This is a genomic window from Ramlibacter algicola, from assembly GCF_016641735.1.
Lineage (GTDB): Bacteria > Pseudomonadota > Gammaproteobacteria > Burkholderiales > Burkholderiaceae_C > Ramlibacter > Ramlibacter algicola.
On sequence record NZ_JAEDAO010000001.1, the window covers coordinates 3,646,913 to 3,670,419 of the forward strand.

The window sequence follows — 23,507 nt, forward strand, 5'->3', positions numbered from 1 at the left end:
CATGTGTGTGCGCGCACCCTCACCTGAATCCCAGTGTTCAGGATGAGGCCAGGAGCCGCGTCAGGACACGGGCGACAGTCCGCGCGGCGCGCTCGGCCGCAGGGTCGCGTTTGCCTCCGAAGAGTCCGCTGCGTGCGGCAGGCCCGCGTCGAGCCGCGCCAGTTCGCGCCGGAACCCTTCGATGACCTCGGACACGCCCGGCTCGGCCATCATCGTGAAGTGCGAGCCATGCACGACGGTGACGCGCACCTGGCCCTGCACGTGGTCGTCCCAGCCGAGCTTCGGGCCGGCGTACAGGTACACGGTTTCGGCGAGCGCCGCGCGCATCAGGACCACGTCGCCTTCATACGGCTGGGGCTGGTAGCGCGCCTGCGCCTCGGTGAAGGTGCGGAACAGGTGATGCTCGACCAGTTCGGGCGTCAGCGTCTCGCCGCGCGCGATCTTCGCCAGGGCGGCTTCGGATTCGCGCACCATCTCGCGGCCGCGCCGCCGACGCTTCGGCGTGTCGAGCGCGAACGCCAGCGTCCAGTGCCGCTTGAGCCAGAACTTCTGCCACAGCGGCACGCGGCGGCCGGCGGCGATGGGCGACAGGGTGTCGATCATGATGATCGTCTCCACCTGCGCACCGTCGCGCCGCAGCTGCTGCGCCATCTCGTAGGCGATCACGCCGCCGCCGGAGTAGCCCGCGAGCCGGTAAGGGCCCGTCGGGTCGACGCTGCGGATCGCCTCGATGTACTGCGCCGCCATCGCCTCGATCGACTGCAGCGGCGCGAGCCGGCCGTCCACGCCCTGCGCCTGCAGGCCGTAGAAGGGCTGGTCAGTGCCGAGCCGGTCGGAGATCACCTTGAAGTTCAGCACGTTGCCGCCGGCCCCGTGCACGCAGAACAGCGGGCGGCGATCGGCCGAGCCGCGGCAGATCGGCACCAGCGGCGACCAAGAGCGCGGCAGCTGGATGACGTTCGAGGCCGATGCCGGCGCCGGCTGTGCGGGCGCACCGGGCATCGCGGTGTCGAGGTTGCCGGCCTGCGCGACGAGCGCGGCCAGGCCCGACAGCGTCGCGGCCTGGAACAGCGTGGCCAGCGGCAGGTCGACGTTCCACTGCTTGCGGATGCGCGCGAACAGGCGCACGGCCGCGAGCGAGTGGCCGCCGAGGACGAAGAAGTCGTCGTCGCGACCGACCTCGTCGATGCCCAGCAGCTCGCGCCAGATCTCGGCGATGCCGGCTTCGACCGGGTTGAGCTGCACCGCGGACGGCGCGGGGGCGCGGCTGGACGCGACCGGCGGCAGCGGCTTCGGGGCCGCGTCTGCCATCGCGCGGCGGATCGCCGACAGCGAGATCGACGACACCACCACGTCGCGCACGCCTTCGGTGAGCACGCGCTCGAACAGCGCCGGCGCATCCTCGGTGCGCAAGCCGGCGGCGAGCATCGCCTCGGTGAGGCTGGGCTCGCGCCGTGCATGCGCCGCTGCATGGCGAGCCATGGCTTGCGGGTCGACCCCGCGCAGGCTGAAGCCGTCGAACGTCGCGACGGGCGCGCCTTCCGGCGTGTGCAGCGTCACGTCGAACGAGGCGAAGCGCGACTGGCCCTGGCCCGGGCTGCGCCCCGCAGGCAAGCCCTTGAGTTCGACGCGGCTGATGCTGCGCAGCGGCAGCGGCGCGACGATGCGGATGCGGTCGACCGACAGCGGCACGAACAGCGCGTCCTTGCGCTCCGAGGCGTCGAGCAGCTGCAGCCCGAAGGTGGCGGCGATGTCGGTCAGCGCGGGATGCAGCGCGTACGGCTGCAGGTCGGCGGCGAAGCGCTCGGGAAGCGCCATCTCGGCGATGCCGCGCTTGCCGTCCAGGTGCATGCGCGCGATGTTCTGCCAGCGCGGCCCGAAGTCGACGCCGCCCTGCGGCAGCTGGCCGGGCACCCAGCCGGTCGCCGGACGGTGCGGATTGGGCGCCAGCGTGCCCTTGTAGCGGGCCACGGTGGCGCGCGCGTGTTGCAGCCAGGGCTCGGTTCCGTCGACGCGGCTGCGCACGGAGAACTCGTAGTGCTCGCCCGCGCGGCGCAGGTCCACGCGCACCTGGCGGCGCGCGGGACCCTCGAACACCATTGCTTCCTCGAACGACAGCGAGCGGATCTCGACCCCGCTGCCGGGATGCAGCTGCGCCATCGCGGCGCGCGCGATCTCGATGTACGCGGTGCCGGGCAGCACGGCGCGGCCGCCCACCATGTGCTCGCGCAGCACCCACAGGTCCTGCGGGTCGTACACGGCTTCGAATGCGGGACCGCCCTCGCCGTCGGCGCGAGCGCCCAGCAGCGGATGCAGGCCGGACGCGACCGGGGCGAGCGGCGCCTTGCCATACGCGCGCGCGGCCATGCCCTGGTCGCCCCAGATGCCCCAGTGGATCGCGAGGCCGTCGGGACGCGCCGCGGCGAGCGCATCGAGGTAGGCGTTGGCCGCCACGTAGTCGACCTGGCCGGGCGGACCGAGATAGACGCTGGTCGACGAGAACACGGCGAACACGTCGAGCTCGCCAGGCGGCAGCAGCTCGTGCAGCACCTGCGCGCCGGCGGCCTTGGGCGCCAGCACCTGGCGCACGCCCTCCGACGTCTTGGCGGCGATCGGCGCATCGTGCAGCGTGCCCGCGGCATGGAACACGCCTTGGATCGCGCCCCAGCGCGAACGCACGTCGGCCACGACCCTGGCCATCGCATCCCGGTCCGCCACGTCGGCGCTGTAGGTCGCCACCTGCGCGCCGCTGGCTTCGAGCGCGACGAGGCGGCGCACCAGGCGCGCGGTTTCGTCGGTGCCCTGGCCGGCCGCAGCCCACTGCGCGCGGGCCGGCAGCGCACGGCGGCTCACCAGCGCCAGCCGCGCGCGGTGCTTGCGTGCCAGCCAGTCGGCGAATTCGAGGGCGATGTCGCCCAGGCCGCCCGTGACCAGGTACACACCCTCGTCACGCACGCTCGCGCGCGCCCCTTCGACCGGGGCGGGCGTCTTCGCGAGGCGGGCGACGAAGCGCGAGCCCGCCTGCCAGCCGACCAGGTCGACGCCCGGAGCCGCGACGCACTCGCTGACGATGGCACGGGCCACGGCCGTGGAGGCGATGTCGGCCGGATCGAGATCGACGAGCACCGCCGACACGCTGGGCACTTCACGCGGGATGACGCGGCACGGACCGATCGCGAGCGCGCCGACGGGCTGCGTGACGCGGCGGCCGTCGACCGCCTGCGCACCGGCGGTGACGACGGCCAGGCGGATCGATTGCCGTACGTCCATCACCTGCAGCGTGCGCGCGAGATGCAGCAGGCTGTCGAAGGCCAGCGCCTGGCCACCCAGGCCGGCGTGCTGCGCGGCGTCGAGCGCCCACAGGTGCACGACGTGGTCCGGCAGGCGGCCGGCCTGCTCCAGCGCGGAGAACAGGCGCTCGGCGTCGGCGCCGTCGGCGGGATCGATCGTGAAGCTGCCGTCCGCGGCCGAGGCGAACGAAGTGCCGGCGCGCACCAGCGTCGCCTTGCCGCCTTCTTCCGCGATGCGGCGCAGGACGCCGGCGGACAAGGGCGAGTCGCTGCCGAACACCAGCCACTGCGCGCCCGATTGCGCGGTCGCGTGCGGCAACGGTGCCGGACTCCATTGCGGCGTGCCGAACCAGTCGTCCTGCTGCGGCAGGCGGGCGATGCGCGGACCCTGCTGCTTCGCCTCGGCCTCCACGACGCCCTTGCCGGGCTCGATCCAGTAGCGCTGGTGATCGAACGCGTAGGTCGGCAGCGAGATGCGCCGCGGCTGGCCGCCGCCACGCACCACGTCCCAGTCGGGGGTCACGCCGCGTGCCCACAGCGTGCCGACCGACGTGAGCATCAGCGGCAGGTCGCCCGTCGCTTCCTGCGGCTTGCAGGTCGACGGCAGGATGGTGCGTTGCTGGCCTTGCAGGTTCTGGCGCGCCAGCGCGGACATGCCTTGGCCAGGCCCCACCTCGAGCAGCACCGCGTCGCCCATCGCGAGCAGCTTGGCCACGCCATCGGCATAGCGGACGGGCTGGCGCAGGTGGCGCACCCAGTACTCGGGGTCGGCCAGCAGCGTGGCGTCGGCCCAGTCGCCGGTGAGGTTGGAGATGAACGGGACCTGCGGCGGCGACAGCCGCACGCGCGAGATGCCCTGGCGGAAGCGGTCCAGGATGCCGTCGAGCAGGCGCGAGTGCGCCGCGACGTTGATGTGCAGCCGGCGGCCTTCGCGCCCTTGCGCGGCCAGGCGCTTGCCCAGTTCCTCGATCGAGGCGGTGGCGCCCGATGCGATGCAGAGGTCGGGCGCGTTGATCACGGCGATGTCGAGCTCCAGGCCTTGCATCGCGGCCTGGAGTTCCGGCTCGTTCATGTCGACCGCGAGCATGCTGCCCGCCGGCACGGCTTCGAACAGTTGCCCGCGCAGCACGACGATGCGCAGCGCGTCGGCGAGCGACATGACGCCCGCGATGGTCGCGGCGGCGTATTCGCCCGCGCTGTGGCCGATGACGGCGGCGGGCTGGACGCCCCAGCTTTGCCACAGGCGCGCGATGGCGTACTCGAGCACGAACAGCGCGGGGATGTTGTAGCGCGGCTGCTCGAGCGCGCGCGCGGCGGTGGCGTCGCCCGGCTCGCGGTCGAACATGACGCTGCGCAGGTCGCCCGGTGCTTCCAGCGGCATCTGCGCGAAGCACTCGTCGACGGCCTGCCTGAACGCCGGCTGCGAGAGCAGCTCCTTGCCGGCGCCCGGGTAGCTGGCGCCGCCGCCGGGGAACATCATCACGACCTGCGGCGCGGCGCTGCCGGCCTTGCCGGTGGCGACACGCGGCGACTGGCGCGTCTCGAGCGCGGCAGCCAGGCCCTGCACGTCGCGCGCGACGATCGCGCAGCGGTGCGCGAAGCCGCGGCGGCCGACCTGCGTGGTGAATGCCGCATCGGCCAGCGAGAAGTCCGCCGGCGCCTGCGCGAGGAAGTCGCTCCACTTGGCCTTCAGCCGCTCCAGCGAGGTCGGCGTGCGCGCCGACAGCGTGAGCACCTGCCAGGGTTGGGCGGGCGCCTGTGACGCCAGCGTGGGCGGCTCCTCGACGATGACGTGCGCATTGGTGCCGCCCACCCCCAGCGAGTTGACGGCCGCACGGCGCGGCGTGCCATTGCGCTTCCATTCACGCGCTTCGTTGACGACGCGGAACGGCGTCTTGTCGATGTCGAAGCGGCTGTTGGGACGGGTGAAGTTCAGCGTGGCCGGGATCAGGCCATGCCGCATCGCGAGCGACACCTTGATCAGCGACGCGACGCCGGCAGCCGTGTCCAGGTGGCCGATGTTGGTCTTCAGCGAACCGATGCCGGCAAAGCCGCGCCCGCCTTCGCCGTAGGCCTGCGTCAGCGCAGCCACTTCGATGGGGTCGCCGACCGCCGTCCCGGTGCCGTGCGCCTCGACGTAGTTGATGGTCGACGGGTCGACGTTGGCGACCGCCAGCGCCTCGACCGCGGCACGCGCCTGGCCGTCCACGCTGGGCGCCAGGTAGCCCGCCTTCTGCGAGCCGTCGTTGTTGACGGCCGAGCCGCGGATCACGGCGTAGATGTTGTCGCGGTCGCGCACCGCGTCCTCGAGGCGGCGCAGCACGACGACGCCGGTGCCGCTGCCGAACAGCGTGCCGCTGGCGCTCTCGTCGAACGCGCGGCAATGGCCGTCGGGCGCCAGGATCTCGCCTTCGGCGAAGCGGTAGCCGTGGCGGTGCGGCAGCTCGATGCTGGCCGCGCCGGCCAGCGCCATGTCGCACTCGCCGGCCAGCAGGCTCTGCGCCGCGACGTGCACCGCGACGAGCGAGGTGGAGCAGGCGGTCTGGACGCCGACGCTGGGGCCCTTGAGGTCCAGCAGGTACGACACGCGGGTGGTGAGGAAATCCTTGTCGTTGCCGGTGTGCCGCAGCAGGAACAGGCCGACCGACTTCTTCAGCTCCGGATTCGACAGCAGGTTGTACGGCAGGTAGGCCTGCATGCCGCAGCCGCCGAACACGCCGATCGCGCCTTCGAACTTCTCGGGCGGATGGCCCGCGTCCTCCAGCGCTTCCCAGCACGCTTCCAGGAAGTGGCGGTGCTGCGGGTCCAGGATGGCGGCGTCGCGCTTGGAGAAGCCGAAGAACTCGGCGTCGAACATCTCCATGTCGGGCAGCACGAGGCTGGCGCGCACGTAGTTGGGGTCGGCGAGCTCCTCCTCGCTGACGCCGGCGGCGCGCAGTTCCTCGTCGGAGAGCCATTGCGTCGCCTCGCGGCCCGCGGCGAGCAGCTTCCACAGCTCGCCCGGCGTGCGGGCGGCGGGAAAGCGGCCCGCCAGCCCGACGACGGCGATGCAGCCGGGCTCGAGGGTGTCGAGGATGGGATCGTTCATGGGTGATGCATCAGGCCGTCGGGGTGGCCAGGTGGCGGTTGCGCAGCATGCGGCGCGCCTGGGCGCGGCTCTGGCCTTGCGAGACGGCGGTCGATTGGGCGCCGCCGGACAGGTGCGCGGCGAGCGCGCGGATCGTCGGCAGGCGGAACATGTCGGTGATGGGCACTTCCTGCCCCGTGGCCTCGCGCAGGCGACGCTGCACCTGCACCACGAGCAGCGAGTGGCCGCCGAGGTCGAAGAAGTTCTCGGTCGTGCCGACCGCTTCCAGGCCCAGCACGTCCTGCCAGATGCCCGCGATGGTGGTCTCCATCGCGTTCTCCGGCGCTATTGCGCTGCGCGGCGCGGCGGCGACGCGCGGGTCGGGCAGCTGCTTGCGGTCGACCTTGCCGTTGGGCGTCATCGGCAGTGCGGGCAGCACCATCACCACCGCCGGCACCATGATCTCGGGCAGCGCCCGCGCCACCGCTTCGCGCAGCGCCGTGCCTTGCACGTGCGTGCCCGGCTTGCCGGTCACGTAGCCGGCCAGGAATTTCTGGCCGCTGGCGTCGTCACGCGCCACCACCACCGCCTGCTTCACGCCGTCCTGGCGCAGCAGCACGCTCTCGATCTCGCCCAGTTCGATGCGATGGCCGCGCAGCTTGACCTGGTGGTCGATGCGGCCCAGGAAGTCGATCGAGCCGTCGGGCAGGCGGCGCACCAGGTCGCCGGTGCGGTACCAGCGCGCGCCGTTCGCGTCTTGCACGAAGCGCTCGGCGTTCAGCTCGGGCCGGTGCAGGTAGCCGTCGGTCACGCCGTCGCCGCCGATGAACAGCTCGCCCGGCACGAGCGCGGGGCATTCGGCGCCCCAGGGGGTACGGATCGACAGTTGCGTGTTGGCGATCGGTTCGCCCAGCGGCACGCGGCCGTCGAGCTTCTCGAGATTGGCCGTCGTCGACCACACCGTGGTCTCGGTCGGGCCGTACATGTTCAGCAGCGCACCGGGCACCAGCGAGCGCAACTGCGTTGCCATCTCCAGCGGCAACGCCTCGCCACCGACCATCATCGCGCGCAGCCTGGACAGCGCGGCGCGGCCCGGCGCGTCGGCCAGCAGCATCGCCGCCATCGAGGGCGTGCACTGCAGGTGCGTCACGCCGTGCTGCAGCGCGTTCTCCGCGACGGACACGCGGCGGGTGCTGGCGGCGGGCGCGCGGCTGGCTTCCATCAAAGCCTTCAGTTGCGGCAGGCTGGCCAGCACGGTGTCGGGCGCGATGCCGAAGTCGACCAGGCAGGCGATCTCGTCGACGCCGGCGTCTTGCACCTTGCGCACCATGTCCAGGCAGCGCTGCGGCGTGCCGATCAGCGCGCTGCTGCCGTAGTAGCGCTGGAACGCGTGGTCCAGCAGCGCGTCGGTTTCCGCGGGCGACAGCGGCGCGGCGTCCATGATCTCCTGCGGCGTGCGGCCGTCGGCGGCCGCGCGTTGCACGAAGGTCGGGAAGGTCCAGGCGGCCTTGCGCACCAGGTCCATCGCGCCGCGAAGGTAGTTCTTCATCGGCTGGCGCGCCGTCTCGCGCGCCCGGTCCTCGTCGTCGTCGACGTAGGTGTGCAGCATCAGCGTGACGTGGCCCTCGCCGGGGTGGCCGGCTGCCTTCCACGCCGCGCGGTACAGGCGCAGCTTCTCGGCGACGTCGTCCACCGTCTGGCCCAGCAGGTGCGTCAGCAAGCGGCAGCCCATGGTGCCGGCCTGCTCGAAGGTCTTCGGGTTGCCCGCCGCGGTGATCCACACCGGGATGTCCTGCTGCACCGGCCGCGGCAGCGTGCGCGTGGGCACCTGGTCGCCTTTGGGGCCGGGGAACGGCACCGCCTCGCCCTTCCACAGGCGCCGCACGGTGTCGATGTGCTCGACCATCACCTGCTGGCGGTTGGCGAAGTTCTGCGGCGCGAGCACGAAGTCGTTCGGCTGCCAGCCGGACGCGAAGGAGATGCCGACGCGGCCATTGGACAGGTTGTCGACGAACGCCCAGTCCTCGGCCACGCGCACCGGGTGGTGCAGCGGGATCACGCAGCTGCCCGCGCGGATCTGCACGCGCGTCGTCATCGTCGCCAGCGCGGCGGCGGTGACGACGGGGTTGGGATACAGCCCGCCGAAGGCGTGGAAGTGGCGCTCGGGCGTCCACACGGCCGAGAAGCCTTCGCGGTCGGCGAACTTCGCGCCTTCCAGCAGCAGCCGGTAGCTGTCGCGCGTGTCGCTCGACTCGTCGCTGGCGAAGTAGAACAGGCTGAACTCGGGGGCCTTCACCGGCGCCGCGGCGGTGTCGGAGTGCAGCACCACCGTCACGCCACGCGCGAGCGTCCAGTACAGCTCCAGCACCGAGATGTCGAACGACAGGCTGGTGACGGCCAACCACTTGGAGCCTTCTTCGCGCGGGACGCGTTCGTCCATGCCCGCGAAGAAGTTCATCACGTTGCGCTGCGTGACCACGACGCCCTTGGGCTTGCCGGTGGAGCCCGAGGTGTAGATCACGTAGGCCGGACGGCGCGCATCGGCTTCGGGCAGCGCTTGCGGCGCGACGGCCTCAGGCTGGTCGATGCGCAGCATGCGGCCGGCGTCGACGTCGATCGCGGTGGCGGACGGGGCGCTGACCAGCACCACGGGCGCATTGGCGTCTTCGACCATGAACTGCAGCCGGTCCTTCGGGTACTCGGGGTCGAGCGGCAGGTAGGCGGCGCCGGCCTTCATCGTCGCCAGCACGGCGACCAGCAGCGCCGGAGTGCGCGGCAGGCACAGGCCGACGATGTCGCCAGCGCGCACGCCGCGGGCGACCAGGCGGTTTGCGAGCGCCGTGGATTGCTCCTCCAGCTGGGCGTAGGTGAGCGATTCGGGACCGGTGGTGACCGCGACCTGCTCGGGCGTGCGCGCGGCCTGCGCCGCGATCAGCGTGTGCACGCAGGCTTGCTTGTCGAACGCCGACGCGGCCCGCGACAGGCGCGCCACGCTGTCCTGCTCGGCAGACGGCAGCAGCGGCAGCTCGCCGATGGGCCCCTGCCCTTGCGCGAACGCGTGCAGCCAGGCTTGCAGCTGGGCGGCCATCGCGACGCCTGCGTCGGGCGCGAACACGGCGTCGTCGAGCAGCAGTTCCAGGTCGCCGCGTGCATCGACGGTGAGCAGCGCCTCGCAGCCCGCCGGCAGCGATTGCGGCGCCAGCGCCAGCGCGACCTTGCGCAGCGCCGCCAGCGGCACGGAGCGCTCGCCCAGGCGCGACGGCAGGTCGCGCGTCAGCGGGCCGGCGCTGCGCGCGTGCGACAGCGTGCGCTCCAGGACGCCAGTGAATTGCAGCGTCGCCAGCGTCGGTGGCACGCTGGCCGTCATCGGCACCCAGGCGTCCAGCCAGGGCTCGAGGCCATGGGCCTGCTCCTGCAGCGACGCGTCGGTGTAGAGAACGCTGGTGCGCTCCTGGCCCGTGAGCATCGAGAGCCACGCATGGAAAGCGGCCAGCACCACCGGTGCCGGCGGTGCCACGCCGAGGTGGTGCTTCTGCACGCCGGCAACGCCCGCTTCGTTGCGGCGCGGGTACGGCAGTTCGACCGGCGCCAGCGCATGCAGCACGTCGGTCCAGTGCGACTCGCCCTTGGCGATGGAGTCGAGGCGATCCTGCAGGCGGCTGCGTGCAGCCTCCGGAACGCCGAGCACGGCGCCTGGCTGCACGCGCGGTGCGCCACCCTCCAGGGTCGTGCAGCCGCCGAGCACCAGCTCGCCGCCCAGCGCGGCGACGCGAAGGGTGTCGCCCTGCACGCCGAGCACCGTGCCGGGCGCGGCGCTGGCCAAGCCGTCGCGCACTTCGGCGCTGCGCACGAGCACGAGCTCGTCGCCCGCCAGCACCTTGGCGCGGCCGAGCGGGTTGGCGTACTGGCCGAAGTCGAGCGCGCGCACGAGCGCGGCGAGTTCCTGGGCGGGCCGCGTGAAGTCCAGTGTCGCCAGCAGCGCGGGGCGCTTGTGGCGGCCGAAGTAGGTGCGCTCGCCGCTTTGCGCCGCCAGCGCGAGGCGGTCATGCGCGATGTCGTCGGCGATCTGCGTGAAGGCCGCGAGGCCGGCTTCGTAGCACTTGGCGTTCAGGCTCAGCGCCGTTTCGGCGGGCGACACCTCGAACGAACCCTGCCGCACGATGCGGCCGGCATCGGCACGCGCGGTCATCTCGTGCCACGTGACGCCGTGCACGCCCTCGCCGGCCATCAGCGCCCAGCAGGTGGCGTTGAGGCCCGCGTAGCGAGGCAGCAGCGCATCGTGGAAGTTGATCGCGAGCTGGCCCGCGCGCTCCAGCACCGCCTGCGGCAGCATGCGCAGGTTGGCGACGCTGAACAGGTAGTCGAAGCGGAGGCCATCGAGCTGGGCACCCCACTCGCCTTCCATCGCGATCGCGCGCACGTCCTGCGCGCGCGCCCAGTCGAGATTCGCGCTGCTGCCCGACACCACGGCGGCCACCGAGTGGCCGGCACGGCGCCACGCTTCGGCGCATTGCACCAGCAGGCTCCCATCCCCCACGAACACAGCCGTTGTCGTCGTCATTTCGTTCTCAGGTACAGCGGGTTACGGATCAACGATGCTAGAAGCCTGGGCTTCCGCGCAGTGACGTTGTTTACAAATTGCAATTCCTCGGTGCTCTTCCGCGAAGCGGCGCGTGGCCAGCCCGTCGAGCTGGACCAGGCGCACGTCGCCGAGTTCGTCGCTCGCGAGCGCCAGCGCATGGCCTTCGGGCGCGGGCAGGCGCAACACGACGGTGCCGACGGGCAGCAGCGTGTTGCCGTCGATGACCTCGAAGCAGTCGTCGCCCGCGAACGGCCGCAGCCCGATGCGCGGGTTCGACGCCGACAGGCCGGTGCCCTGCGCCTTCCAGTACGCCTCCAGCGCGGTCCATTGCAGGAACAGGTCCACCGGTTCGGCGTCGGGCAGCGCGACCACGAAGGGGTCGAGCACCGAGGCCTGCACCGACGCATTCACGGTTTCCACGTCCACACCCAGGCGCGTGACGCGGCCCACCGCGCAAGCGACGAGGCCGCGGCTGCGCGTGAGGCTGAAGGCGGGCGCCTCTGGCGCATCGAGCAGCACGGGGCGGCCGTGGGCGGCGGTGCCGAAACGCAACTCGCTCGGGTCCGCGCCGAGCGCGGTGCCGAGCGCCATGCGGCGCAGGGCGTGAGCGAGGATGAAGGCGTTGCGGTCGACGTCGAAGCGGAACGCATCGGCGCGTTCACGCTCGCCGGCATCCAGCAGCGCGCGCAGGGTCTCGCACGCGGAGGCGCCGACGCCGTCCGGCCGTGCCGTCCACACCTCGATCGCCCCAACCTGCATCGGACTCCCTGGTTGCATTTCCTGACGCGGCGATGGTGCCGGTCAGGCAAGCCCTTGTGCGCTTCAGTGGCCCGGACGGACTACGGCTCCCGCGCGCGTGCGTTGCGTCGAGCAAACTCGTGCGCATGTCGAAGGCCGAGCCACCGGACCGCGGCGCCCCACGGATGAGTCGCGCGGCGATTCCCATCCTGTCGTACCACCAGGTCGACCGGCCGCCGCCGCGTGGCACGCCGGTGCGGTCGCTCGTGTTGCCGCCATGGCGGCTTGCAGCGCAGCTGCAGGCGTTGCGCGCCCTCGGCTGGCAGGGCCTGTCGATGCGCGAGCTGCAACCGTACCTGCGCGGCGAGCGCCACGGCAAGGTCGTCGGGATCACTTTCGACGATGGTTACCGCAACAACCTGCGGCACGCGCTGCCGGTGCTGCAACGGCTGGGCTTCAGCGCGACGGTGTTCATGGTCAGCGGCCAGCTCGGCGGCACGAACGCGTGGGACCACGCGCTGGGCGTGCCGCCATCACCGCTGATGACCGCGGCGGAACTGCGCGAATGGATCGACGCCGGCATGGAGGTGGGCTCGCACACGCGCAACCACGTGAACCTCGCGCAGTGCGACGACACGACCGCGCGCGAGGAGATCACCGGTTCGCGGCTCGACCTCGAGGACGTGCTGGGCGTCCCGGTGCGCAGCTTCTGCTACCCCTACGGCGGCCACCGCGCCGAGCACGCCGAGATGGTCCGCGAAGCCGGCTACACCAGCGCCACCACGATCGTCAGCGCGCGCACGCAGGAGGGCGATGACATGTTCCGGTTGCCGCGCGTGTCCGTGGAACTCGACGACCCGATCGCGCGGACCGTGCTGCACGTCGCCACGCCCTGGCTGGAGTGGCGTTCCCGCCGCCGTGGTGCGGCCGCCTTGCCGGCGGCCTGTTGATTTCTCAACGCAGAGGGCAGGCAGAAGCGCAGAAGGAAGACAGAAGGAAGCAGATAGAGTGCAAAGAGGTTCGCTCCCTCTTTTTTCTGCGCCTTCTGTCCCTGTTCTGCGTCCTCTGCGTTGAGATCAGGCTGCGATAAGCAGCCGCTCCTTGCCCGTGTAGCAGAGGAACCGCCTGTTCAGCGCGCGGCCGATGGTGCACAGGCCCAGGCGGTCGGCGATGGACCAGCCCATTTCGGTCATGCCACTGCGGGACACGACGATCGCCACGCCCATCTGGGCGGACTTGATCACCATCTCGCTCGTCAGCCGCCCCGTCGTGTAGAACACCAGCGGCTCCGCCCCGCGGTCGACGGGTTCGGGCCGCATCCACATCCAGCCCGCGATGGTGTCGATGGCGTTGTGGCGGCCGACGTCCTCGACGAACAGCAGCAGCTCGCTGCCGCGGAACAGCGCGCAGCCGTGCACCGAGCCGGCGGACTTGTACGTGCTCTCCTGCAGCCGGATCGCGTCGACGATGGCGTAGAGCGTGGCCTGCGTGAGCGTGGCGTCGGGCAAGCGCAGCGATTCCACCTCGTCCATCAGCGCGCCGAACACGCTGCCCTGGCCGCAGCCGGTGGTCACCACGCGCTTGCTGGTGCGTTCCTCGATGCGTTCGATGCCGCTGCGGGTCTTCACCGCGGCGCTGCCGACTTCCCAGTCGACGGTGACCGACTCGACCTCGTCGAGCGACCGCACGAGCCGCTGGTTGCGCAGGTAGCCGAGCACCAGCCACTCGGGATGCGCGCCCAGCGTCATCAGCGTGACGAGTTCGCGCTTGTCGACATAGACGGTGAGGTCGCGCTCGGCCGGGATGGCGACGTGCTGCGCCTGGCCGGTCTCGTCGACGGCTTCGATGGTGCGGGTGAGGGGCGCGGTGGCCTGGGTCAGGCGAGGCAGCATCGCGCGAGTGTCGCACCGGCCCGGAGGCCGGCGCGGCACGGGGCCTAGTTGGCCGACTTCTTGGCCGGCTGCATCTGGCCCGACGTCGCGTTGACGCTGGGCGGCTTGGTCGCGGTGCCGGCGGGCGAGTGCGCGCCGGAGGTTTCCAGCGGCGTCTCCTTCGGCGCGTTGGACGCGAACGGGCCGGGGTCGGTGCACGGCGGCGGGACGGACGCTGCGACCGGCGTCGACGTCGGCCCGGAGGCGGCGCCCGCGGGCTTGGACGCCGCGGCAGCGGACGCCTTGGCGGCGGACTTGTTGCCGTACTTGGCGGCGATCACGTCCTGCGACTTGCACAGCTTGTACGAGTCGACCTTGGTCTGCCACGCGGTCTTGGCAGCGGCTTCGGCGGCCTTGGACTTGGCCGCCTCGTCCTGCGGCGGGGCCGGGATCTTGGCGGAAGCGACGCCGCCGAGGGCGGCCAGCAGCAGGGCGGGAAGGAGGCGCTGGATCATGGTCGTGTCTCGCGGTCAGGCGGCTCGGGCAGGTTCGGCGGGGACCGCCGGCTGCGTGCTGCGTTCGGCGGGGATCTTGCCCGCCCGGATGTCGTCGTACCAGTAGGCGTGGTGCTCTTTCGCCCAGGCCTCGCCCACCCAGCCGCGGCGCATGGCGGTGTACGCGCCGCGCATGCCGATGGTGCCGATGTAGATGTGGCCCAGGAACACCACGATCATCAGCATCGTCGAGACGGCGTGGACCATGTGCGCGTACTGCATCGCCTGGCGGTCGTACGTGATGGCGGGCCACAGCTTGTCGAGCACCAGGCCGGAGGTGGTGACGAAGAAGCCGAGCAGCAGCACGCCGCCCCAGAACACCAGCTTCTCGCCCGCGTTGAAGCGGTGCGACGGCAGCTCGCCGTTCGGGTCCCTGGACAGCATGCCGCCCAGGCGCAGCGCCCAGCGCATGTCGCCCTTGCGCGGGAAGTTGTCGCGCAGGAAGGTGACGAAGATGATGATGAGGGACACGACGAACAGCGGGCCGACGAAGTTGTGCAGGTTCTTCAGCGCGTACGTGAGCCAGCCGAACAGCTGGCCGCCGATCAGCGGCAACAGGAAGAACTTGCCGAACGCCATCACCAGGCCGGAGATCGCCAGGATGCTGAACGCGATGGCGTTCGCCCAGTGCGCGGCGCGCTCGAACGGCGTGAAGCGCTCGATGCGGGCGCCGCCGTCGAGCGCGTCGCTGTGGCCCAGCGGCCCGCGGGCGAAATAGAAGATCGCCAGCGCGCCCAGCACGATCAGCACCAGGGAGCCGCCGTAGGGGATGAGCCAGTTGTTGCGCACCTGCCGCCACGCTTCGCCGGCGGTGGTGTGGCGCGAACCCGGGTAGGTCACGAACGGCTGCACCAGCACGCCGGCCTCCGGCGCTTCGGACTTCGGCAGCGACGTGTAGCCCTGCGCGCCGGCGCCGACCGCGCGCCACATCGGCGCGTTGTTGCCCGGCTGGACCTTGGCGCGCTCGCCATTGGTCTGCTTGGCGTAGTCCGGCTCGTTGCTCGCGTCCTTGATCGTGAAGATGTTCTGGCCCTGGATGCCGCCGAGCCCGCCGGCCGCGGGGGCCGACGCGGCCGCCGCCGCAGGTGCCGCCGGCCTGGCGCCGGCCGTCGTGCTGTCCGCCGGCTGGTTGGCCTGCGCGAACGCACCGCCCATCACGAGCGCCAGTGCGGCGCCTGCGATCCAGCGTGCGAGTTCAGTTGACCTTGACATAGTCGTTCTGCCCCGCGGCGCGGACCTTCATCTGCTGCTCCCAGGCGGCCTTGTCGCCGGCCTTCCAGGTGCCGGCCTGGAAAGCGGCCACGCCGGTGCCTTGCGAGGGCGACGTGTCGGGACGGTTGCCGCTGCGCAGCGTCTGCGGCTTGTCGCCGCACGCGGCCAGCGCGAACGCGCAGGCCGCCAGGAGGATCGCGTGCTTCATGACTTGGTCCCCGTGGGTGCGGCCGCCTGCTGCTGGGTGCCGTAGGCGGTGCCCCAGCCCCAGACTTCAGCGCCCTTGCCGCGCTTGACGACCCGGTTGCGGAAGATGTCGGCGACCACGTCGCCGTCGCCGGCGAGCAGCGCCTTGGTGGAGCACATCTCGGCGCAGGCGGGCAGCTTGCCTTCGGCCAGGCGGTTGCGGCCGTACTTGTCGAACTCGGCCTCCGAGCCGTTGGCCTCGGGGCCGCCGGCGCAGAACGTGCACTTGTCCATCTTGCCGCGCACGCCGAACGTGCCCGACGCCGGGAACTGTGGCGCGCCGAACGGGCAGGCGTAGCTGCAGTAGCCGCAACCGATGCACACGTCCTTGTCGTGCAGCACGACGCCTTCCTCGGTGCGGTAGAAGCAGTTGACCGGGCACACCGCCATGCAGGGCGCGTCCGAGCAGTGCATGCAGGCGACCGAGATCGACTTCTCGCCGGGCACGCCGTCATTGAGCGTGACGACTCGGCGGCGGTTCACGCCCCAGGGGATCTCGTGCTCGTTCTTGCACGCGGTGACGCAGCCGTTGCATTCGATGCAGCGTTCCGCGTCGCAGATGAATTTCATTCGGGCCATGGTCGTCTCCCTCGATCAGGCGGTGAACCGCTCGATGTTGCAGATCGTGGTCTTCGTCTCCTGCATCATCGTGACGGAGTCGTAGCCGTAAGTCGTCGCGGTGTTGACCGCCTCGCCGCGCACCACCGGGTGGGCACCCGCCGGGTAGTACGGCAGCATGTCGACGCCCTGCCAGCGGCCGGAGAAGTGGAACGGCATCCACACGGTATCGGGGCCGACGCGCTCGGTGACCAGCGCCTGCACCTTCAGCTTGGCGCCAGTCGGGCTGTGCAGCCAGACGAATTCGCCGTTGCGGATGCCGCGGTCGGCGGCCGCCTTCGGGTTGATCTCCACGAAGGCTTCCTGCTGCAGCTCGGCCAGCCACGGGTTGGACCGCGTCTCTTCGCCGCCGCCTTCGTACTCGACCAGGCGGCCCGAGCTGAGGATCAGCGGGAACTTCTGCGCGACGTTGTCGGCCAGGTTCTTCTGCTGCAGCGTCTTGTACAGCGTGGGCAGGCGCCAGAACGCCTTCTTGTCGTCGTGCGTCGGGTACTTGGCGACGAGGTCCGGCCGCGTGCTGTAGATCGGCTCGCGGTGCTGCGGGATGCCGTCCGGGAAGTTCCAGACGATCGCGCGCGCCTTGGCGTTGCCGAAGCAGTGGCAGCCGTGGTTCTTCATGGCCACGCGGATGATGCCGCCGGACATGTCGGTCTTCCAGTTCTTGCCCTCGGCCAGCGCCTTCTCGGCATCGGTCAGTTCGTCCCACCAGCCCAGCTTCTTGAGCAGGACGTGGTCGAACTCGGGGTAGCCGGTCTGGATGTCCGCGCCCTTGGACGCGGAGCCGTCCTCGGCCAGCAGGTTGACGCCGTCCTTCTCGACACCGAAGTTGGCGCGGAAGTTGCCGCCGCCGTCCATGACGTGCTGGTTGGTGTTGTACAGGACGTGCGTGCCGGGGTGCTTGAGCTCCGGCGTGCCGTAGCAGGGCCAGGGCAGGCCGAAGTAGTCGCCGGCGATGTCGTAGCCGGTTTCCTTGTCGACCCAGCTGCCCTTGGCGCGCAGCGACTTGACGTCGAACATGTGCATGCCGCGCATGTGCGCCTTCAGCCGCTCGGGGCTCTGGCCCGTGTAGCCGATGGTCCAGTTGGTCTTGTTGATCTCGCGCAGGATGTCCTCGGGCACCGGTTCGTCCAGTCCCTTGACCTTCTGCATCTTGAAGTTCTTGACCAGTTCCTTGCCGAAGCCGAGCTTCTCGGCCAGCTGGTACATGATCATGTGGTCGCTGCGGCTCTCCCACAGCGGATCGATCACCTTCTCGCGCCACTGCAGCGAGCGGTTGGACGCCGTCACCGAGCCGCTGGTCTCGAACTGCGTCGCGGCCGGCAGCAGGTACACCGCGCGGTTCGGGTTGAGGTCGCCCTCCTTGCCCGGCATGGCGGCCATGGCCGCGGTGGCCGACGGGTACGGGTCGATGACGACGAGCAGGTCCAGCTTGTCCATCGCCTTCTTCATCTCGTAGCCGCGCGACTGCGAGTTGGGCGCGTGGCCCCAGTAGACGACGCCGCGCAGGTTGGAGTCCTGGTCGATCAGCTCGTTCTTCTCCAGCACGCCGTCGATCCAGCGCGAGACGGTCATGCCCGGCTTGGTCATCATCGTCGGGCTGGCGTAGCGGGCCTTGATCCAGTCGTAGTCGACGCCCCAGCCCTTGGCGAAGTGGCGCCAGGAGCCTTCGGCCAGGCCGTAGTAGCCGGGCAGCGAGTCGGGGTTGGGCCCGATGTCGGTGGCGCCCTGCACGTTGTCGTGGCCGCGGAAGATGTTCGCGCCGCCGCCGGACACGCCGATGTTGCCCAGCGCGAGCTGCAGGATGCAGGTGGCGCGCACCATCGCGTTGCCGATGGAGTGCTGCGTCTGGCCCATGCACCACACGATGGTGGACGGGCGGTTCATCGCCAGCGTCTCGGCGGCCTTGAACACCTGGTCCTCGGGCACGCCGCTGGCCTCGAACACCTTGTCGGGCGTCCACTTGGCGAGCACTTCCTCGCGGACCTTGTCCATGCCGTAGACGCGGTCGTTGATGTACTTCTTGTCTTCCCAGCCGTTCTTGAAGACGTGGTACAGGATGCCGAACAGCAGCGGGATGTCGCTGCCCGAGCGGAAGCGGATGTACTGGTCCGCCTTGGCGGCCGTGCGCGTGAAGCGCGGGTCGCACACGATCATCTTGGTGCCGTTCTCCTTGGCGTGCAGCATGTGCAGCATGGAGACGGGGTGCGCTTCGGCGGCGTTCGACCCGATGTACAGAGCAGCCTTGCTGTTCTGCATGTCGTTGTACGAGTTCGTCATCGCGCCGTAGCCCCACGTGTTGGCGACGCCGGCGACGGTGGTGGAGTGGCAGATGCGCGCCTGGTGGTCGCAGTTGTTGCTGCCCCACAGGCTGACGAACTTGCGCATCAGGTACGACTGCTCGTTGTTGTGCTTCGAGGAGCCGATCCAGAAGATCGAGTCGGGGCCGCTCGCCTTGCGCAGCTCCTGCATCTTCGCGGCGATCTCGTTGTAGGCCTGGTCCCAGCTGATGCGCTCGTACTTGCCGTTCACCAGCTTCATCGGGTAGCGCAGGCGGTACTCGCCGTGGCCGTGCTCGCGCAGCGCCGCGCCCTTGGCGCAGTGCGCGCCCAGGTTGATCGGCGAATCGAACACCGGTTCCTGGCGCACCCACACGCCGTTCTCGACCACCGCGTCGACCGCGCAGCCGACGGAGCAGTGCGAGCAGACGGTGCGCTTGATTTCGACCTTGCCCTGGCCGACCGCGGTTTCGCGGCCTTCGGCGGCCTTGGCCTTCTTGACCAGGGTCAGGCTGGAGGCGGCGAGGCCGACGCCGACGCCCAGGCCCGAGCGGCGCAGGAAGCTGCGGCGATCGAGCGTCGGGAGCGCGTGCGACAGGCCGCGCTGCAGGCTGTGGACGAAGGGCGAACGCGCGCCCTCGGCACGTGCCGGCGTGCCGGCGTGCGGTTTCTTGGTGAGCAGCATGGTGGTCTCCGGGGAAGGCGGAGGGTTAGACGCGGGTGGTGCGGTAGTAGCGCTGGACGTGCTCGGAGAGCTCGTACCCGCCGCCTCGCGCGGGCGGCTCCTTCGGCGCTTTCACGAGGTCCGTGGCGGCTTCGCGCGCGCCGGGCAGCAGGGCCGCGGCGGTGGCGAGGGCGCCGGCGGTACCCGCACCGGCGAACAAGGTGCGGCGCGACAGCTTGCTGGGGGATTGCGGCACGGTTGTCTCCTATCTGGCCGGACGGGGGCCTATGCAGAGGCGAGCATAGACCCGCACGCACCAAAGAAGCGCGGGGGGAAACACGTACCCGAGCACGGTGGTCGGTGTAAGAGAAGTGTCAGCGAACTGTCGGGTCGGCCCGATGCATGCGAACAAATGGAATACAGCCCGCTGCCCGGACGTTCATCCGGACTGCTGCTGGCGCAGCAGGTCTCCAACGCAGAAGGAAGACAGAAGCGCAGAAGCCACAGGAAGGTCCCCGAGGTCCTCGCTTCTTCTGCGTCTTCGGTCTTCTTCCTGCCTGCCTTCCCTGCCGAGAACCCTGCGAGCGCCAGGCAGAAGAAGCTCAGTCCAGCAGGTCGAACCCCTGCTGCTCCACCTGCAGGAACGCGCGGGTGAAGCTCGCCAGGCCGGCGTAGAACTTCGCGCGGGGGTGGGCCTCCACGGCTTCGCACATCTGGGTGGCCCAGGGCTGGAGGTGGCGGGTGAAGAACTCGCGCTGGCGCGTGAGGTTGGCCACCTCGACGTCCTCGCCCGCGATCAGGTAGCGCATGACCTCGCACACGAAGGCAATGTGGTCCTCGGTCTCCGGCATCGCGTCGTCGCGCGTGAGGCCGAACGAGCGCAGGTCGTCGCGCAGCTGCGCGACCGGCCGTTCGTTCAGGAAGCCGGTGAGGTACTGCGACCCGAACAGCGACACGTCCGGCTTGCCGACGCCGCCGAACAGCGCGTCGTGTTCCGCGCGAAGCGCGGCCTGGTCCAGTTCCCGCGCCGAACCCACCAGCGCGCGCCAGGGCTCCTCGAGGAAGGCACCGGCGGCCGGCGCCTCCGTCGGCGCGAGCCGGATCGCCTGCAGCATGTCTGCCGTCGGCGGCGCGTACCAGAGTTGCGCGAGCAGGCCGTAGACCTCGGCGCGCGCCGTTTCCTCGTCCAGCGCGGAAGACACCGGGGGCCGGTCAGACATCCTGGATCCTCATTTCGTCCTTCGAGGAGTAGAGGTCGATCACGCGGCAGTCGCCGCACATCTTCAGGCGCTCGGCGGCCGCGCCCTGGAACATCGGGTGCGCGCCCAGCCTGCCCAGCATCGCCTCGATGGCCTTCAGCGTTCCGAACGGCTTGCCGCAGCGCACGCAGGCGAAGGGCTGGGTTTCGTTCAGCACGCGCGGCTGGGCGCGTTCCGGCGTGAGCAGCAGGCGCGGCTGCAGCGTGATGGCGTCCTCGGGGCAGGTGGTCGCGCACAGGCCGCACTGCACGCAGTTCTTCTCGATGAACCGCAGCTGCGGCGCATTCGGGTTGTCCTGCAGCGCGCTGGACGGGCACGCGCCCACGCAGCTCATGCACAGCGTGCAGCGGTCCTTGTTCACCCCGATCGTGCCGAACGGCGCGCCGGCCGGCGGCAGGTCGATCACCTCGGGCTTCAGCGGCGCGAAGGCCACCAGGTGGTCGAGCGCCAGGTCCAGCGTCGCGCGCTTCTCCACGGCGACGGCGAAGCGCGCCGGCTGCTCGGGACCTTCCTGCCGCGTGGTGCCCAGCGAGCGCAGGCCCGCGTCGAGCGCCGTGGCGGTGCCCGCCTGCAGCAGTTCGAAGTGCGTGCCGGTGTAACCCAGCCCGCGCACGACCGCCTGCGCCTGCGCCATCTGCGCCTTCAGGCCGGCGAGGTACTGCGGCGCCTCTTCGTCGGTGACGAGCACGGCGACCTGGCGCGCGCCGAACGCGATGGCCGACAGCCACAGGTCCAGGCCGGTGCTGGCGGTGTGCCACAGGGCGACGGGAATGACGTTGGCCGGCACGCCGTGCGCGCGGCCCAGGCGTGCGTCGCGGCCGAGCGATTCGACGAGCGCCGTGCCGCGTTCCTGCGAGTGCAGCAGCAGCGTCGCGTCGCGGCCGCCGGCCTGCGTGTAGGCGGCCAGCAGCGTGCGCAGCTTGGTGCCCTGCTCCTTCGCGCTCGGGTAGGCGTACGCGATGGCGCCGGTGGGGCAGACCGTCGTGCAGGCGCCGCAGCCGACGCACAGGTTCGGGTTGACGACGACCTGCTGGCGGTCCTTGTCGCTGCGGATCGCCTGCGCCGAGCAGATCTCGATGCACGCGTTGCAGCCGACCTGCTCGTTGCGGCTGTGCGCGCACAGCTTCTGCTTGTAGGTGAAGAACTTGGGCTTGTCGAACTCGCCGACCAGGTCGCGCAGGCGCAGCACCACGTCCAGCGCGGCGGCGCCTTCGAACGCGGGCACGTGGAAATAGCCTTGCGGCTTGGCGTGCTGCACGAACGCCGGCTCCGCGCGCAGGTCGAGCACCAGGTCGAAAGTCTCCGTCTCGGCGACGGGCGAGCGCGTGAAGTCGATGGCCCCGGCGACCTCGCAGGCCTTGACGCAAGCGCGGTGGTCCTTGCAGCGGGACAGGTCGACCTGGTAGTCGAGGCCGATCGCCTGCTCGGGGCAGGCGGCCACGCACGCATTGCAGCGCGTGCACAGGTCCAGGTCGATCGGGTTGGTGGCGGACCAGGCGAGCTGGAAAGCACCGAGCCAGCCGGTGAGCGAGTCGATGCGGCCGGCCAGCACCGGGAATCGGCGCTCCTGCGCGCCCGTGCCGCCTTGCGCGAACAGCGTGACGTCCAGCGTGTCCTGCAGCATCGCGCCGGCGCGCTCGGCCGCATCGAGCGGCCCGACGACCAGCACGCGGCCGCCGCTGCGGTACGTGACGGTGGGCACCGGCTCCGGATCGGGCAGCTTCGCGGCGGCGAGCAGCGCCGCCATCTTGGGCATCGCCTTGGCGGCGTCGCGGCTCCAGCCGCCGGTTTCGCGGATGTTGACGAAACGCACGGGGGCGACCGCGCCTTCGGTGTTCTCCGCGACCTCGGCGAAGAGGCGCTTTTCCTGGGTGCAGGCGACGACGACGGGCTCATTGCCCTTCACCGCCTGCTGGAACGCACCCGCCTCGCGGCGGCACAGCACCGAGTGCTGCGTGAGCGTCTCACCCAGCGCCGTGCCCAGGCTCGCCGCCTTCAGCGGCATCGTCTTGTTGCAGTCGCAGATCAGGGTCGGCATGGGGGACTTCTGGGGGTGCCGGTTCAAGGGGGGAAGCGTCCGACTGTGCCACGGTTTCGGGCGGCAACCCTTCCGTGGAAGCCCCTGCTTCCGCCGCCTGCCCGGCTTCCGGCTCTTCTTCACGGAAGAGGCCGAGGAACTTGGCGCTGGCCAGGTTGCGCAGCATGGACTCGGGCATCGGGTCGGGCTTGCTGTAGTCGTCGATGTAGGTGTCCAGCCCGTCCATGACGTTGTAGTGCGGGTCGGTGAACAGCTTCTTCAGCGCCGCGTTCTTCACCTCGGGCGCGACGTCGGGGGCGACGAACCGCTTGAAGTCGGAGGCGGGGGTGAGGGCCTGGACGTCTTCGAGGGTGGGGGGTGGCTCGGTGGGGGCGGGAGTGGCCGGGGGAGAGGGATCCGGAGTGTCGAGGCTGCCTCTCCCGCTTGCGGGAGAGGGTTGGGGTGAGGGCTCAGGGCCGACGACGGGCTCGGCCTCGACCGCCTTCCCCTCCTTCACGTCCAGCTTGCGCCGCGACCAGCGGCCCAGGAATCCTTCAGCCACCCTTGCCGCCTCCACCGCCATACGTCTTGCCGGTGCTCACCTTGGCCGGGTTGCCGAAGCGGTCCTGCAGCGGCCGGAAGCTTTCGGGCCGCTTGCGCTTCTTCGGCTCGGGCACGTAATGCGCGTCGACGAAGGCCTGCAGCCACTCCACCACCTCGGGCGGCGCGGGCACCTGCTCCACCGTCTCCTGCGCGTCGAGCCAGCGGCCAGCGTCGTGGTAGCTCAGGGTGACGATCAGCGGCCGGGCAATCGGCTCGTCGCCCGCCCCCTCGACCTGTTCCATGCGCCACATCACGAACCAGCCCGGGTGGGGCGTCGTGGCATTGAGGTAGTAGCCCTCGCCGTCGTCGCGGAACAATTCGACCGTGAAGCCGGGGTGCAGCCAGTGTTCCTCGCGCTCGTCGGCATGGATGCGGCGCACCTCGGTGCCGAAGGTGGGCAGCTGCGGGATCACCTCGTGCAGCGTCCAGCGCCACGGCTGCCACCGGTTGTCGAGGCGCTCGCGCCGCATGACGACGGCGACCTCGAGGCTGGGCCGCTCGGTGGCCATC

The 23,507-nt window shown here is 70.8% G+C and carries 15 protein-coding genes; 1 reads left to right on the plus strand and 14 read right to left on the minus strand.

Annotated elements, in window-relative coordinates; all coding sequences use genetic code 11:
* Positions 1-60: 60 nt before the first annotated feature.
* Genes I8E28_RS17885 through I8E28_RS17895 form a run of 3 tightly spaced genes read right to left on the minus strand, consistent with a single transcriptional unit; the run spans position 61 to position 11,716 of the window.
* Entirely contained in the window at positions 61-6,378 is a 6,318-nt protein-coding gene (locus I8E28_RS17885; RefSeq protein WP_200789568.1) for a type I polyketide synthase, read from the minus strand.
* A 10-nt stretch (positions 6,379-6,388) separates the two neighbouring features.
* Positions 6,389-10,918: a MupA/Atu3671 family FMN-dependent luciferase-like monooxygenase gene (locus I8E28_RS17890; protein WP_200789569.1), complete on the minus strand. Its 4,530-nt coding sequence runs from the start codon at positions 10,916-10,918 to the stop codon at positions 6,389-6,391.
* A gap of 21 nt (positions 10,919-10,939) precedes the next feature.
* Complete coding sequence (locus I8E28_RS17895) at positions 10,940-11,716, minus strand: 4'-phosphopantetheinyl transferase family protein (protein ID WP_200789570.1); 777 nt, start codon at positions 11,714-11,716, stop codon at positions 10,940-10,942.
* A gap of 107 nt (positions 11,717-11,823) precedes the next feature.
* On the opposite strand from I8E28_RS17895, the gene I8E28_RS17900 reads away from it, so the two are divergent.
* The gene (locus I8E28_RS17900) at positions 11,824-12,627 is read left to right on the plus strand and encodes a polysaccharide deacetylase family protein (RefSeq protein WP_239027265.1); all 804 of its coding nucleotides are present in this window, start codon (positions 11,824-11,826) and stop codon (positions 12,625-12,627) included.
* A gap of 126 nt (positions 12,628-12,753) precedes the next feature.
* On the opposite strand, the gene I8E28_RS17905 is transcribed toward I8E28_RS17900, so the two are convergent.
* The 11 genes from I8E28_RS17905 to I8E28_RS17955 form a co-directional block, all read right to left on the minus strand.
* Positions 12,754-13,569, minus strand: a complete 816-nt coding sequence (locus I8E28_RS17905) for a formate dehydrogenase accessory sulfurtransferase FdhD (RefSeq protein ID WP_200789571.1) — start codon at positions 13,567-13,569, stop codon at positions 12,754-12,756.
* A 44-nt stretch (positions 13,570-13,613) separates the two neighbouring features.
* Positions 13,614-14,063 carry a hypothetical protein gene (locus I8E28_RS17910; RefSeq protein ID WP_200789572.1) on the minus strand — a complete coding sequence of 150 codons (450 nt, stop codon included), beginning with the start codon at positions 14,061-14,063 and terminating at the stop codon, positions 13,614-13,616.
* A gap of 15 nt (positions 14,064-14,078) precedes the next feature.
* Complete coding sequence (locus tag I8E28_RS17915; RefSeq protein ID WP_200789573.1) at positions 14,079-15,314, minus strand: formate dehydrogenase subunit gamma; 1,236 nt, start codon at positions 15,312-15,314, stop codon at positions 14,079-14,081.
* Positions 15,298-15,522: a hypothetical protein gene (locus I8E28_RS17920; RefSeq protein ID WP_200789574.1), complete on the minus strand. Its 225-nt coding sequence runs from the start codon at positions 15,520-15,522 to the stop codon at positions 15,298-15,300. Before I8E28_RS17920 ends, I8E28_RS17915 begins: the two co-directional genes overlap by 17 nt.
* Positions 15,519-16,139 (minus strand): formate dehydrogenase FDH3 subunit beta, encoded by a 621-nt coding sequence (gene fdh3B, locus I8E28_RS17925; protein WP_200789575.1) that lies wholly within the window; start codon positions 16,137-16,139, stop codon positions 15,519-15,521. Before fdh3B ends, I8E28_RS17920 begins: the two co-directional genes overlap by 4 nt.
* 15 nt (positions 16,140-16,154) lie before the next feature.
* Positions 16,155-19,139 carry a formate dehydrogenase subunit alpha gene (locus tag I8E28_RS17930; protein ID WP_200789576.1) on the minus strand — a complete coding sequence of 995 codons (2,985 nt, stop codon included), beginning with the start codon at positions 19,137-19,139 and terminating at the stop codon, positions 16,155-16,157.
* A 25-nt stretch (positions 19,140-19,164) separates the two neighbouring features.
* Positions 19,165-19,374, minus strand: a complete 210-nt coding sequence (locus I8E28_RS17935; RefSeq protein ID WP_200789577.1) for a formate dehydrogenase — start codon at positions 19,372-19,374, stop codon at positions 19,165-19,167.
* Between the two features lie 346 nt (positions 19,375-19,720).
* Positions 19,721-20,338, minus strand: a complete 618-nt coding sequence (locus I8E28_RS17940) for a TorD/DmsD family molecular chaperone (RefSeq protein WP_200789578.1) — start codon at positions 20,336-20,338, stop codon at positions 19,721-19,723.
* Entirely contained in the window at positions 20,331-22,415 is a 2,085-nt protein-coding gene (locus I8E28_RS17945; RefSeq protein WP_200789579.1) for a 4Fe-4S binding protein, read from the minus strand. Before I8E28_RS17945 ends, I8E28_RS17940 begins: the two co-directional genes overlap by 8 nt.
* Entirely contained in the window at positions 22,342-22,956 is a 615-nt protein-coding gene (locus I8E28_RS17950; protein WP_200789580.1) for a DUF3306 domain-containing protein, read from the minus strand. The genes I8E28_RS17945 and I8E28_RS17950 overlap by 74 nt, the downstream gene beginning before the upstream one ends.
* A complete protein-coding gene (locus tag I8E28_RS17955; protein WP_200789581.1) occupies positions 22,949-23,506 on the minus strand; it encodes a DUF3305 domain-containing protein in 558 nt (185 codons plus the stop codon). The genes I8E28_RS17950 and I8E28_RS17955 overlap by 8 nt, the downstream gene beginning before the upstream one ends.
* Position 23,507 lies beyond the last annotated feature (1 nt).